The sequence below is a fragment of the Archangium sp. Cb G35 genome (assembly GCF_001896145.1).
GTDB lineage: Bacteria > Myxococcota > Myxococcia > Myxococcales > Myxococcaceae > Archangium > Archangium violaceum.
In genome coordinates this window covers 108537-121207 of record NZ_MPOI01000019.1, presented here as the reverse complement: position 1 = coordinate 121207, position 12671 = coordinate 108537, and the positions used below count along the sequence as shown (strand labels likewise).

Annotated in this window: 12 protein-coding genes and 1 tRNA gene; 12 read left to right on the top strand and 1 reads right to left on the bottom strand. The window is 68.6% G+C overall.

What is annotated here, in order from left to right:
* The first annotated feature begins 212 nt into the window (after positions 1–212).
* From BO221_RS45180 to BO221_RS45135, 10 genes are all read left to right on the top strand, one after another.
* Positions 213–584 (top strand): hypothetical protein, encoded by a 372-nt coding sequence (locus BO221_RS45180; protein WP_073567138.1) that lies wholly within the window; start codon positions 213–215, stop codon positions 582–584.
* Positions 581–2281 carry a Tox-REase-5 domain-containing protein gene (locus BO221_RS45175; RefSeq protein ID WP_073567137.1) on the top strand — a complete coding sequence of 567 codons (1701 nt, stop codon included), beginning with the start codon at positions 581–583 and terminating at the stop codon, positions 2279–2281. Before BO221_RS45180 ends, BO221_RS45175 begins: the two co-directional genes overlap by 4 nt.
* Positions 2282–2293: 12 nt before the next feature.
* A complete protein-coding gene (locus BO221_RS45170; protein ID WP_083682451.1) occupies positions 2294–3025 on the top strand; it encodes an Imm52 family immunity protein in 732 nt (243 codons plus the stop codon).
* Between the two features lie 77 nt (positions 3026–3102).
* Positions 3103–3513, top strand: a complete 411-nt coding sequence (locus BO221_RS45165) for a hypothetical protein (RefSeq protein WP_073567135.1) — start codon at positions 3103–3105, stop codon at positions 3511–3513.
* Positions 3514–3812: 299 nt separating this feature from the next.
* A complete protein-coding gene (locus tag BO221_RS45160; RefSeq protein WP_143196057.1) occupies positions 3813–4862 on the top strand; it encodes a hypothetical protein in 1050 nt (349 codons plus the stop codon).
* Positions 4844–6118 carry a hypothetical protein gene (locus BO221_RS57510; protein WP_073567133.1) on the top strand — a complete coding sequence of 425 codons (1275 nt, stop codon included), beginning with the start codon at positions 4844–4846 and terminating at the stop codon, positions 6116–6118. The genes BO221_RS45160 and BO221_RS57510 overlap by 19 nt, the downstream gene beginning before the upstream one ends.
* A complete protein-coding gene (locus tag BO221_RS45150; protein WP_073567132.1) occupies positions 6115–6726 on the top strand; it encodes an isoprenylcysteine carboxylmethyltransferase family protein in 612 nt (203 codons plus the stop codon). The genes BO221_RS57510 and BO221_RS45150 overlap by 4 nt, the downstream gene beginning before the upstream one ends.
* Positions 6727–6732: 6 nt before the next feature.
* Complete coding sequence (locus tag BO221_RS45145) at positions 6733–7713, top strand: fatty acid desaturase (protein ID WP_073567131.1); 981 nt, start codon at positions 6733–6735, stop codon at positions 7711–7713.
* Positions 7710–8939, top strand: a complete 1230-nt coding sequence (locus BO221_RS45140) for a CapA family protein (protein WP_073567130.1) — start codon at positions 7710–7712, stop codon at positions 8937–8939. Before BO221_RS45145 ends, BO221_RS45140 begins: the two co-directional genes overlap by 4 nt.
* 2 nt (positions 8940–8941) lie before the next feature.
* Complete coding sequence (locus BO221_RS45135) at positions 8942–9559, top strand: iron-containing redox enzyme family protein (RefSeq protein WP_073567129.1); 618 nt, start codon at positions 8942–8944, stop codon at positions 9557–9559.
* Between the two features lie 126 nt (positions 9560–9685).
* On the opposite strand, the gene BO221_RS45130 is transcribed toward BO221_RS45135, so the two are convergent.
* Positions 9686–9759: transfer RNA gene (locus BO221_RS45130), tRNA-Arg, on the bottom strand.
* Between the two features lie 632 nt (positions 9760–10391).
* Between BO221_RS45130 and BO221_RS45125 the strand changes: the two genes are divergently transcribed.
* Positions 10392–10949, top strand: a complete 558-nt coding sequence (locus tag BO221_RS45125; RefSeq protein WP_198956315.1) for a hypothetical protein — start codon at positions 10392–10394, stop codon at positions 10947–10949.
* Positions 10950–10957: 8 nt separating this feature from the next.
* Positions 10958–12550, top strand: coding sequence for a bifunctional 2-polyprenyl-6-hydroxyphenol methylase/3-demethylubiquinol 3-O-methyltransferase UbiG (locus BO221_RS45120; protein ID WP_083682447.1), 1593 nt, complete (start codon positions 10958–10960; stop codon positions 12548–12550).
* The last annotated feature ends 121 nt before the right edge of the window (positions 12551–12671 follow it).

The following is a 12671-nucleotide window of genomic DNA, read 5'->3' as shown; positions in this document are numbered from 1 at the left end:
CTCGGGTCCAGTTGCCGCATCACGACGCCCCTTCCAAGCGCCACCCAGAGCCCTGACACCTTTCCCGGTCCGAACCAAGCGCGGCCCCCACCCCTCGTTCCTCTACCCACACTCCGGCACCTGTCTGCCCACTTCCTTGCCTGCGCGCCTTGCCATTCGTGCTACAGGCTCTCCCCGGAATCGGTATCTCGAAGTCAGGGGGGACCCCCGTCATGTTCCGAATCGCGAAGGAGCAATTAAAGGCATTGGCCGACACGGTTGAGCAATCCTTCATCAACCGGACGGTGCTCCACTTGCGCGAGGACTTTCCCTCGGAAATAGAGGCGCACGGGCTGCAGGGCCCCGCCTTGGAAGCGATGGTTCAACGGGGGGTCGCGGAGGCAACGGCGTTCAGCATCACCCAGGAGGACGACGTCCGGCTCTACATCGAGTGCATGCTGGTCCTCTCTCCCCTCTTCTCCAGTGACCCGCGGCTGCCCTGGGCCGCGGAGATCCTGCGGCGCGAGGAGCTCTCCGGCACCGCCAAGATGGACCTGCTCCACGATCACCTCGTGTTTGGAGGTGAGGAGGTCACCCGCACGTGAAACGGGCCAAGCTTCCCATCAATGCCCGGGCGGCTCGAATCGCCAACGAGAAGCTCATGGCGAAAACGGGGGGAAAAGCCCTGAACCCCGGTTCGAGCGCGGACGCCCCCCTGCGCGAGCAATGGCTGAAGGACTACGCGGCCGCTGGGGGGAAGGTCGAGGAGGCGAACACCTCGACGAACTCGGTCAAGTCAGCGATCCAATCCTGCCCTCTCCGGCACATCGATCTGCAGTACCGGCATGTGGACGGCACCCCCGTTGCCGGCGCCCAATACGTGGTCCTCTCCCATACGGGAAAACGCCTGCACCAGGGGACGCTCGACGCCAACGGGAAGGCCCACATCACCGGCGTGCAATCCCATGTCACGTCGTTCCAGTTCTACTTCCACAAGGACCCCGCCACCTACACGCCCCTCAAGAAGCCCTCCGCCCAGCCACAAGCGGAGCCGGTCCGCGGCATCTTCGATGAAATCCTCGATTGGATCTGGGGCACCCTGCAGGGAGACTTCAACAAAGACCCCTCCCTGAGCCAAATCGCAGTCAACACCGTGCTCGGGCTCATCCCCGTCGTGGATCAGGCGCTCGACCTGAGAGACATCATCGCGGGGTTGAAGGACATCATCGAATACTACATGGAGGACTCGAAGCACCAGGATGCGCATGAGGACGTACTCGGGCTCGACTACGAGCTGTGGCTGTGGCTCAACGTCTTCATCATCGCGCTGGGCTGCATTCCCGAGCTCGGGTCCGTCATCAAGGGCGTGCTCAAGGCCCTCATCGTCTTCCTCACGGACGCGGGAAAGAAGGCGGGGGACCTCTCCCCCGAACAGCTCCAGAAGCTGTGGGGAATGCTGGTCAAGGTCCTCAATCACTTTGGCAAGGGCAACGCGCACCAGTGGCTCAAGGAGTTTCCCTCCAAGTTCGAGGGCTGGATGGCCACGGCCACCAGCAAGATCAAGGCGTGCCTCGATACCATCCAGGAACTCATCCAGAAGGCGGAGGAGTACACCAACAAGCAGCTCGTGAAGTGGGTCCTGGAGGAAAAGCAGCTCAACGACGTCAAGAAGAGCCTCCAGACGATCAAGACCGCGGTCCAGAAGGCCTACAGCCGTCTGGACGCGATGAAGCAGCAGGTGAACAAGTGGATCCGGGAGCAAGTGGAGAAGATGCTCCCCGGCAAGCACATCTCCCCGCAGAGCGGAGCCACGAGCACAGCGGGCCACTCGTCCCCCAACGTCCGGGACCAGAAAGCCACCCCGCCCCCCGACAAGCTCCCCGAACACCCGCACCAGAAGAAGCTGCGCACCCCCAAGCACGGAGACAGCGACGGAGGACCGGGCCAGTGGGCCAAATCGCCTAAGCGGGGCAAGGGCGTCGCCTATCAGGAGCAGGTCACCGGAATCGAGCGGGGCACCGAATACTCAGTTCCCGCCAATACCAAGAGCGGCAAGGTCCTCTTCGACGGCTACAAGGACGGAAAGCTGATCGATGCCAAGGATTGGAACAAGTGGCCCATTCCGGACAAGGACTTCTCCACCCAATCCGTCCTCTCGGATGCCAGGAAGCAAGTCCAGGCCGCCAAGGGAGTGCCCATCGAGTGGCACGTCTCCGACAAAGGCAGTGCCGATCTGGTGCGCTCGATCTTCAAGGAAAGCAATCTCAAGGGTATCAAAGTCATTCACACCCCCAAACCGTGAGGGCGTTGGCGCATGGCAAGTCAATTTCTGGGTGCTTATTGGATGAACCGGCGGCTGACGCTGCGTCACTACATTGCCGCCACCCGGCACTACCTGCTCGAACTGCAGAAGCTGCACCCAATGTTCCACGAGCTGGTGGCCTGGGGAGGCACGGCGAAATCCCGGGTCGAGCTGCGGCCGGGCTTGAGCAACCTGGAGGACGCCATCCACCGCCTGGGCCGGGACAAGGACTCCCTCTATACCCACCTCCTGCCAGACGGCGGCCTCTCCCCCGAGTCCGAGTGCGAGGGCGGCTTCCTGATGGTCTACTCCAATGACAAGCCCCTGGAGGAGGGAAGGATCCAGCTCCGGATCACAGCGGGCGTCAGCTCCCCCTGGTTGAGCAACTCCGTGGTGCTCGACCAGCGCGTAGCCCATGCCTCGGAGCTGTTCGACCTCAAGCTGGTGAAGCGGCTGATGGGCGTGACGGTGGAGAGTTGGAAGCCCCAGCGGGGGCTGGTGGCCGACCAGGAGTTCGTGGAAAAGGTCGATCCCGAGAGCGAGGAGTGGTCGGTGGGCTGGCTGACCTATCTGGCCAATCCCGCGGCGAGACTGGCCCTGCCCCCGGGCGTGGAGCCGGAGACGCTGGACGAGGGCGTGCTCATCTCCCTCATGCGAGAGCCGCCCTCGGCCGACAACCCCGCGCATGTCGAGTTGGCCCGGCGGCTCAAGGAGTCCCTGGTGGCGCGAGGGCTGCTCACCTGAGTGTGGAGCACCCCGCTCGAAATGCCCCGAGGCACGAGGTATACCCCCCCGCGCCGAGCCACAGGAGCACCCGGACGATGCAACTGCGACTGAAGTACCCCGCCACCCCCGAGGCCGCGCCGGACCACGCCCAGCTCTGCGTCTCCGCGGTCCAGAACATCGAAGGCATCACCCTGGACTACTCCGTGGAGAGCCTGGCGAAGCTGGACGAGGTCATTGAGGGGCTGCGGCAGGACAGCGTCAGCGCCCAGGAAGTCGCCGAGACGCTATTCAGCTTCGGCTGCTATGTGGGCGAGGTCTTCGTCCGGCATGCCAAGGGCCAGTGGCGCCTTGCGGCCAGGACGCCCATGGCGCGTGCAGCGGGTTTCCCCCTCGTCATCCAGCTCGGTGCCGACACCTACTGCAATCCCATTGGCAAGGTGTTCAAGCGACTCGAGGAGGGCCTGGAGCACGAGCTGACGCTGTTCTACCGAGCGTTCACCACGTAGGCCGTAACAGGGTGTCTTCGTAGGGGGCGGGCAGGTGCACTGGGAGCGCGCGGGCGTCGTCTGCAAGGAGTGCCGTTCCGTGGTGGTGCGTACGCTCTCCGCGCCCTCGCGTGACGCCGGGCCCCACTGAGGGCGCCGGGGATGCACGGCCGGGCAGGCGCTTGCCGCCAGTGCAGCCGAGCACTCCACCCCCTGTAGCGGGCTGCACACCCGGTGGGGGCGCGGGGCGGCGGCCGGGCCCATCCCCTCGGAAGGAGGGGGCTTCCCGGCTGGCCCTGTTGGTGCATTGCTACCACTCCATGTGCCGGGAACGCGCCGCCACCCCTTTTGACGGCCTTCGCGCCGCCCAGCCCAGCGAGCACACCCGCTGGCTGGCGGAGCCCGATGAGCCCGCGCTGCGCGAGCTGCTCCACGCGCGCTACGCCGGGAGCTACTCCTACCGCTTCCTCCATGAGCCTGGAGGGGCCTCGCGGCTCTGGAGGGCCGGCGCGCTGCTCAGCCTGGGGGAGTTCGACGCCCAGGGCACGCTCCTCTGGCACACGGGGCTGTGGTGCAAGCCGGGGCGGGACTCCCTGGACTCGGGGCTCTCCATGGCCCTGCCTGGCCGGCGCACCGCCATGGACCGCTCCGAGCACGAGCGGCTGTGGAGCCACCTCCTGGAGCTGCTCAAGGCGCGCGTGGGATTCCTGCACCAGCAGACGTCCACGCTGCACCTCATGGCGCAGCGCTACGCGTCGCGCTTCATGCGGGCCGTGCCGGTGGGCCTCATCGTCGACTACACCGAGGGGGAGACTCTGGTGGGGGTGGAGGGCTCGGGCCTGCCGATGCAGGCGCTGGCGATGACGACGGTGCTCGCGCCGCTGCCTCCGCGCCGGCGCTTCCTGCCCGCGGGGCCGTGGGGGGAGTGGCTCGCGTCCATCCTCGCGGCCTCGGGCCTGCCGGGGACGGTGGAGCTGACGCCGCTGGAGCGCCGCCCTCGCGCCGGGGGCCTCGTGCCGCGCCCGCTCGACTGGAACGAGTCCCTGCGGCTCGAACGGCGGGAGCTGGTGGGGCCTGCCGGGGAAGGCCAGGGGGCCACGGCGCTCCCGTCCTCGCGGGCGCGCGTGGACCTCGTCCACCTGTCCATGGGCGAGCCCCAGCGGGTGGCCGAGGCCACGCCCGTGCTCCTCGCGGCGGGCTACCTGCCGACGGGCCTCCGCCCGCGCCTGGACGCGCCCGGCGACATCGTCTTCCAGCACCTGCCGGCGCCGGAGCGGGCGCGCGAGGCGGTGGGGCGGGCGCGGCTGGACGGCGAGGCGGCCCGGGCCCTGTGGAGCGGATGGGTGGAGCGATGCGCGCGAACTTCGTAGACACGCTCCTCGCGCGGCTGGACGGCGAGGTGGCCACCATCTGGGCCACGGTGCTGCTGCGCATCGACGCGCGGCCCGACGTGGCGCGGCTGCGCGGGGCCTTGCGCGCCCTGGTGCGCGAGAGCGAGCGCCTCAACGTGGCCTGGGACGACGCGCGCGGTGCGTGGGTGCCCGCGCCGCGCACGGACGAGGCGGTGGACGCGGCCCTGCTGGAAGGCGCCGAGCCGCTGGACGAGCCCGAGGCGGTGACGCGGGTCATCAACACCCGGGTGGACCTCGCGAGGGACGTGCCGCTGCGGCTGCACCTCCACCCCCTGGCCGATGGCGCGCCGGGCCCGTGGCTGCTCGCCATCCAGCTCCACCACGCGATTGGGGACGCCAAGGCGCTCGCCCACCTGCTGGAGCGGCTCTGGCTGCACTGCGCGGGGCGCGCGCCGGAGTCGCCCCCGCTGGGCCCCTCGACGCTGACGGATGGCAAGGTGCTGCTCGCGGCGCTGCGCGGGCCGGGCCGGGTGCTGGGCCTCGCGAGCCCCCGCCGCCGGCTCCTCGCGCAGCGGGGCCTGGGCCTGCGCCGCAGTGGAGACACCGCGGGCCGCTCGTTGATGGCGACGGCGCGCCTGACACTCCCGGCTGGCCGCACGGACGTCCAGGCCTCGGAGGTCTTCTTCGCCGCGCTGCTGGCGGGCGTCGCGCTGCGCGAGCCCACGAAGGACGGGCTCATCCGCCTGCGGGTGCCGGTGGACCTGCGGCGCATGCTGGAGCTGGGGCGGATGCTGGGCAACGGCTGCTCGACGGTGCCGCTGGAGCTTCCCCTGCGGGAGGTCCGCGCCCGGCTGGAGGACGCGCCCGCCCTGGCGGCGCTGGTGCGCGAGGCGCTGCGGCGCGTGCTCGACGAGGGCGTGCACTGGACGACGGCGCTGGAGTGCATGGCGGTGGCGCGGCTCGCCCCGGGGCCCGTGCTGCGGCGCAACGCGCGCCCCGGGCTGGTGGCCGAGCCCCGCACCAACACGCTGGTGGCGACCTACCTGGGGCGGCTCGACAAGCACTTCGTGGACGCGCCCTTCCGCATCCACTCCATGCGCAGCCACACGGCCACCTGGGGCGCGACGGGCCTGGGCTTTGGCGGCACGCTCAACATCAACACGGCGACGTTCGAGGGACTGTGGACCCGGGGCGAGCTGCGCGGCTTCACCGAGCAGCTCGCGGGCTGGGCGTCCTCGGGCTTCGGGCTTGCGGCGGAGGTGGTGGGACCATGAAGGGGCTTCGCGACGCGCCCGCGCTCTACCTGGGCTTCATCTCGCTGCACCTGCTGCTGGGGCACCTGGGCTCCAGCCTCGTCTACCGCCTGCGCTTCGGCCGCAGCCCGCTGGCCTACCGGAGCACCGGAGCCGACTCCGCCCACACGCGCCTCACGCGGCGCATCAGCGGCGCCTCGCTGGTGTGGGCTGGCTCGGTGGTGGCGGCGGCGCTCTGGCCGCGCTGGTCCGAGCTGCCCTGGGGCCGGCCCCTGCTGGCCCTTCCGCCGGAGGTGGGCTGGGCGCTGGGCGTGCCCGGGCTGGTGGGCATGCTGGCGGCGCAGTACGGCATGGGCGCGGCGTTCCGCATCGGCGTGGACGCGGGGGAGGCCCCGCCCGTGCTGCACGAGAGAGGACTCCACCGCTACTCGCGCAACCCCATCTACGTCTTCTCCTACCTGTACCTCGTGGGCGCCTCGCTCTGGGCTCCGTCGCTGGTGACGCTCGGGGCGTGCGCGGTGCTGGGGGGGCTGTTCCACGGGCTGGTGCTCCAGGAGGAGCGCTACCTCTCCGCCCGCCTCGGCGAGGCCTACGCGCGCTACCGCCAGCGCGTCCCCCGCTACCTCTGAGGCCCCATGCAGCCCGCCCTCGCCCCCGTCTCCGCTTCACCCGCTGCCCCCGCCGGGCCGGGCCCCTCCCGCGACGAGCTGGTGGAGCTGCTGCGCATCCGCCCCGCGCGGGCTCTGGGCATGGCGGCCCTCCACCTGGGCGTGTGGGGGCTGGCCGGCGTAGGGCTCGCGCACGTCAGCGGCTTCTGGCTGAAGCTGCCCCTGTGGCTGCTGGCGGCCCAGGGCGTCATGGGGCTCATCCAGCTCGACCACGACGCGTGGCACGACACCCTCTTCCCGAGGCCCTGGCAGAACCACCTCTTCGGCAACGGGCTCAGCCTGCTCGTGGGCATCGCCTACGAGCCGATGCGGCACGGCCACCTCGCGCACCACCGCTGGAACCGCACCGAGAAGGACCCTGACGCCTACAACGCGGGCCGCCGCTCGCCCGGGCTGTGGGCACTCTTCTACGCCACCGTGCTGCTGGGCCTGCCGCTCAGCCTCGTCTACTTCAACGTCCTCTACCCGGTGCAGCACTTCGACGCCGCCCGCCTGCGCCGCCATGCGCTGGTGCTGCTCGGCTACGGGGCCTTCTACGCGCTGCTCTTCTGGCTCCTGGCGGGCCACGGGCTCCTCGGGGGCGCGGTGGAGTGCTGGCTGCTGCCGGTGCTCTTCGCCAGCCCCCTCAACGGGCTCAAGTCCATCTCCGACCACCACGCCAACGTCTGGCGCGGCGGCCGCTTCCACACCGCGACGACGGTGCGCAGCACCCGGCTCGTCACCTTCCTGTGGAACGGCCTCAACCACCACCTGGACCACCACCTCTACCCGCGGGTGCCCGGCTACAACCTCGCGCGGCTGCACGCGCGCCTGCGCCCCGAGCTGCTCGCGCGCGGGGCCCCCGTCTTCGACAGCTACCTCCACGTCATGTGGCGGGCCCTCCTGTCCGGCCCCATGGTGGTGGAGGAGGACGTGCGACTCGTCACCCTGGAGCGAAAGCGCCCATGAACGCCCTGCGCCGGCTGTACGCGGACATCCGCTACGAGGACGGCCGCTGGCCGCTGTCCCGGTGGGACCTCAACCTGCGCTACATCACCAAGAGCCTCCTGCACCTGCCGGAGCCGCGCTCGGCCGGAACCGGGGAGCACTTCGCGCGAGCCGCCCGGCACCTCGCCTCGGGGAGCTGGCGGCACGCGGGCGCGCCGGAGCTCCGGCTGAGCGCCGTGGGCGACATGATGTGGATTCGCAGCGGCTTCCACCGCGCCCTCTCTCCCGGCGTCCGGGAGGTGATGGCTGGGGACGCGGTGGCCTTCGCCAACCTGGAGACGCCGGTGGACCCGGCGCGGCCCGTGCCCCGGCTCGTCTACGAGACGCTCCACTACAACGCCCCGCCGGACTACCTCGCGGCCTGGGAGGGCACGGCGCGCCACCGCGTCTTCTCCCTCTGCAACAACCACGCGCTCGACCAGGGCGCCGAAGGGCTGGAGCGGACCCGGGAGACGGTGCTGGCCTCCTCCCAGCACCGCTGCGTGGGAGGCCCCCGGCCGGAGGACGCGGTGGCCGCCCTGGAGGTGGACGGGGTGCGGATGGGCATCGCCGCCGTGACGTATGACATCAACCACCTCGCGGGGGCGCCGCCCGCCGGGGTGCCGGTGACGCGGCTGGGCAGCCCCCTCCACGCGCCGGACTGGGAGCGGCTGGGCGCGCTCATCGACGCCGCTCGCGCGGTGGGGCCGGACCTGGTGGTGCTGATGCCGCACTGGGGCTTCGAGTACGAGTACTGGCCCGAGGCCCTCCAGCGCGAGCACGCCTACCGGCTCATCGAGCGCGGGGCGGACCTCCTCCTGGGCTCCTCGCCGCATGTCCTCCAGCCGGTGGAGTGGGTGTCCATCGACGGCGCGGACGCCACATGCCCCACGCAGGTGCGCCGGGGCGGGCCCGCGCGGATGGGGCTCATCGCGTACTCGCTGGGCAACTTCCTGAGCATCATGCCCACGCTGGCGTGCCAGACGGGGGCCGTGCTGAAGCTCGCGCTCGCCCGGGACGCGCGGGGCGTGCTCCAGCCGGTGGAGTTGCGCGCGGTGCCCACCGCCTGTGGACGGGGACTCGGTGGGGAGGGGTTCCTCGACGCGGGCGTGGTGCGCCTGGACGAGCTGCCCCCCCAGCGGGCGGCGCTGCACCTCGCGCATGCCCGGCGGACGTTGGGCGCGCTGCTTTCGGACCGGAGGGACTGAGGATGTCGTCGATTGAGGAGCAGTTGGAGGCGCTCACCGTCGGGATGGCGAGGCAGGTCGCGAGCTGGCTGCCGGAGGTGACGCCAGAGCGCTACGTGGCGTTCCTCGACATGATGTACCACTACACGCGGCGCAGCGGAGACCGGCTGCGGCTCGCGGCCGAGCGCGCCACGCTCCCCGAGCTGAAGGCCTTCTTCGCGGAGCTTGCGGGGGACGAGCAGTCGCACTACCTGCTGGCCAAGGCGGACCTCGCGGCCTTCGGGCGCGAGCCCTCGTCCGACACGCCTCGCGAGGTGGCCGGCTTCCACGCCTTCTGGGAGGGAATCGGGCCGGAGCGGCAGCTCGCCTTCCTGGGCGCGCTGCGCGTGCTGGAGGGCGTGGCGCGGCACCTGGGAGGCGAGGCCCGCCAGGGGCTGGGGCGGCTCGGGCTGGAGCGGACGAAGGCGCGCTTCATCCTCGTCCACCTCGACGTGGACCTGGAGCACGGCGCGCGGGCCCAGGCGCTCTGCGCGGCGCTGGGGGCCGGGCACCCGGAGCCGCTGCTCGAAGGGGCCCGGCGGGCCGCCGGCTTCTGGGTGGCCATCCACCGCGCGGCGCTGGCCGGCGAGGCGCGGCCCTGAGCGGGCGCTGGAGCCCCTGACTGCTCGGGGGTTCGAGGCGCGACCGAGACAGCCCAGCCTGAACGTCACTGAACGCCACCGGACAGAAAAACGCCCTGCTTCCGCGGACTTGGGAAGCAGGGCGAGTGGCCCCGGCTGGAATCGAACCAGCGGCCTGCGGTTTAGGAAACCGCCGCTCTATCCAACTGAGCTACGGGACCAGCTAGATAACTCACTGAAACTACTGGTTCTTTCTGGTGAGCGCCAGCCTACACCGCGAGCGCCCCGGCCTTGTACGTAATCTGTACGTCACCGGCCAGAAGGAACTGACGACGATGCCCCAGTGGACCGGACAACGGCCAGGAGGAAGAACCTGCCTGGACCGCACCCGTTAGCAACTGGAGCGGATGCACAACGGGGTCCGTTATAGCAGGCGGCTGGAGGCTCGCAACGAATCTGAAGCCCTCGCCGGGCTGGCACTTGACCCTGACGCCTACCTGACAAAGAGCCAGGCCGCCCGGAAGGCCGCCGACGAGGCAGTCCTCATGGAGGACCTCGGCTGCGACGCCAGAGCATCCACACCGCCTGCCGCCAGCAGGGCGTCGCAGGGCGGCTGGTTCCGAGCCACGGCCGCGCCAGGGAGACCTCCGGATGAGTCACTGGCCCGGCCAGCGGGGCTCCGGTAAGAAACGGGCTTTCGGCTCGATGCGCCCAAGTCCAGCGGGCAGCCAAACCACATGATCAACAGGTCCCCCGCGTGCCCCGTCCAAGCTTGACTACTGAGGCCCTCGTTACCGAGGCCAGGAACTTCGCGGAGATACAATCGGCGCTTCCGGTCCCAGAACTCTTCGGTGTGACCGATGGTAAGGCCGTCGGTACGCACGTCGAGAAGGCCTTCAAGGCGTATCTCAGCAAGAAGTACCTCTTTCAGGAGGGGAACTCCGCCAAAGGAATCGACTTCCCCGAGCTGGACATCGACGTGAAGGTCACGAGCGTCGATCAGCCGCAGTCCTCCTCCCCATTCAAGTCGGCCCGGCAGAAGATCTTCGGTCTGGGCTATGCGCTGCTGGTCTTCGTCTACGACAAGAAAGACGACGCTGGAGCGGCGACGCTCGACATCGTGCATACGATCTTCGTCGAACCGTCGCGAACTGGCGACTTTCAGATGACGACCGGCCTCAAGAAGATCCTCGATAATGAGGGCAATGCGGACGACCTTGTCGCGTTCATGCGCGACAAGAACCTGCCCGTGGACGACATTGAGGCCAATAACATTGCGAGCGACTTGCTCAATGCGGGCACTCTCCAGATCGGGTACCTCACGATCTCGAACGCGCTGCAATGGCGACTCCAGTACGGCCGCGCCATCACCAAGGCTGGAGAGGTTCCGGGCATTACCCGGGTCCGCTAGGAGGGCACATGGGACGCATCAGCGAAGAACGCGCCAAGGTCGAGTTCGGCGACTTCCAGACGCCCCCTGGCCTGGCAGCCGAAACCTGCGCATTGCTCGTTCGCCTTGGAGTCAACCCCACCTCGATCATCGAACCAACGTGCGGTGTTGGGAACTTCCTGTTCGCAGCGGCCGACGCCTTCCCCAATGCCCTTTCAGTCGAAGGACTCGACATCAACGAGGAGTACGTCGCGACGGTGCAGGCCCGGCTGAGGGAACGCGCCGATGCTTCAAGGATTCGGGTCGAGCACGCTAATTTCTTCGAGACGGAGTGGCCACAGAGGTTGGAGCACGTGCCCGACCCCTTGTTGGTCGTCGGGAACCCGCCTTGGGTGACAAGTTCCGACCTTGGGTACCTCAAGAGCCACAACATTCCCACGAAAGAGAACTTCCACGGACGATCAGGCTTGGACGCGCTGACGGGGAAGAGCAATTTCGACATCTCAGAGTGGATGCTTCTCAAACTCCTGGGATGGCTCGATGGCCGGCGCGGCACGGTCGCGATGCTTTGCAAGACGGCTGTTGCACGGAAGGCGCTCTCGTACTCATGGGCCCAAGGCTTGCGCATCGCCTCGTCGTCGCTTCGCCAGGTGAACGCGGTGAAGCACTTCGGTGCGTCGGTGGATGCTTGCTTGTTCCTGGTCCAGTTCGGCGAAGCCGCGGGAGACCAGGTGTGCTTCGTCTACGACACGGTTGATGCGGCGGAGCCGGCTTCCGTGTTCGGTCTTCGCGACGGCGTTTTGGTCGCGGATGCAGCTCACTACGACAAGCGCAAGTCTCTATGCGGTGAGTCGCAGTACCAGTGGCGCTCGGGCGTCAAGCACGACTGCGCGGCCATCATGGAACTGCGACGAGCTGCGACAGGCTACGAGAATGCAGAGGGGGAACCTGTCGAGATTGAGGAAACGTTCCTCTTCCCAATGCTGAAAAGCTCCGATGTTGCCAGAGAGCATCCCGAGCCTCGGCGCTGGATGGTCGTCCCCCAAGAGCGAGTCGGCCAGGACACGGCGCACATCGCCAGGGTCGCGCCGAAGACATGGGGATATCTGACCGCGCACGAAGAGCGATTCAATCAGCGAGCAAGCTCGATTTATCGCGGCAAGCCAAAGTTCTCGATCTTCGGCGTGGGCGACTACACGTTCGCCCCTTGGAAGGTTGCGATCTCGGGCCTCTACAAGAAGCTGGAGTTCCGCTTGATCGGCCCGCATGAGGGCAAGCCAGTCGTTCTGGACGACACCTGTTATTTCGTTGCCTGCGGGTCGGAAGCAGAGGCGAGGTTCCTTCTCGGACTGCTCGAATCTGAGGAGGCGCGAGAGTTCTACTCAGCGTTTATTTTCTGGGATGCCAAGCGGCCAATCACCGTTGATCTGCTACGTCGCCTCGATCTGCGCCGTCTTGCGGACCTTCGTGGCGCGGCGGCCGAATTTGACCGTCATCGAGCCTCGATACCTGTGACCGGGGTGAGTTCCGGCGAAGCCAGTAGAGCAGGTTCGATTCAGGGGGCGCTTCCGCTGCACATCGGCGCTGCTCCTCCGAAGCGCCGGAAGCGGATAACCACATGACCCCACTTGCAGCCCGGAAGGCCCGCGACATGCGGGCCTACCCCTCCAAGAGCTTCTTCCCCGCCCTATACGAGGACTGTTTCGCGCTAGACTCCATGCGGTCGCACTTGACTCCGGCGAT

Coding starts and splice junctions, on each gene's coding strand:
- BO221_RS45180 (WP_073567138.1), top strand. CDS start 213: ATGTTCCGAATCGCGAAGGAGCAATTAAAGGCATTGGCCGACACGGTT.
- BO221_RS45170 (WP_083682451.1), top strand. CDS start 2,294: ATGGCAAGTCAATTTCTGGGTGCTTATTGGATGAACCGGCGGCTGACG.
- BO221_RS45165 (WP_073567135.1), top strand. CDS start 3,103: ATGCAACTGCGACTGAAGTACCCCGCCACCCCCGAGGCCGCGCCGGAC.
- BO221_RS45160 (WP_143196057.1), top strand. CDS start 3,813: ATGTGCCGGGAACGCGCCGCCACCCCTTTTGACGGCCTTCGCGCCGCC.
- BO221_RS57510 (WP_073567133.1), top strand. CDS start 4,844: ATGCGCGCGAACTTCGTAGACACGCTCCTCGCGCGGCTGGACGGCGAG.
- BO221_RS45150 (WP_073567132.1), top strand. CDS start 6,115: ATGAAGGGGCTTCGCGACGCGCCCGCGCTCTACCTGGGCTTCATCTCG.
- BO221_RS45145 (WP_073567131.1), top strand. CDS start 6,733: ATGCAGCCCGCCCTCGCCCCCGTCTCCGCTTCACCCGCTGCCCCCGCC.
- BO221_RS45140 (WP_073567130.1), top strand. CDS start 7,710: ATGAACGCCCTGCGCCGGCTGTACGCGGACATCCGCTACGAGGACGGC.
- BO221_RS45135 (WP_073567129.1), top strand. CDS start 8,942: ATGTCGTCGATTGAGGAGCAGTTGGAGGCGCTCACCGTCGGGATGGCG.
- BO221_RS45120 (WP_083682447.1), top strand. CDS start 10,958: ATGGGACGCATCAGCGAAGAACGCGCCAAGGTCGAGTTCGGCGACTTC.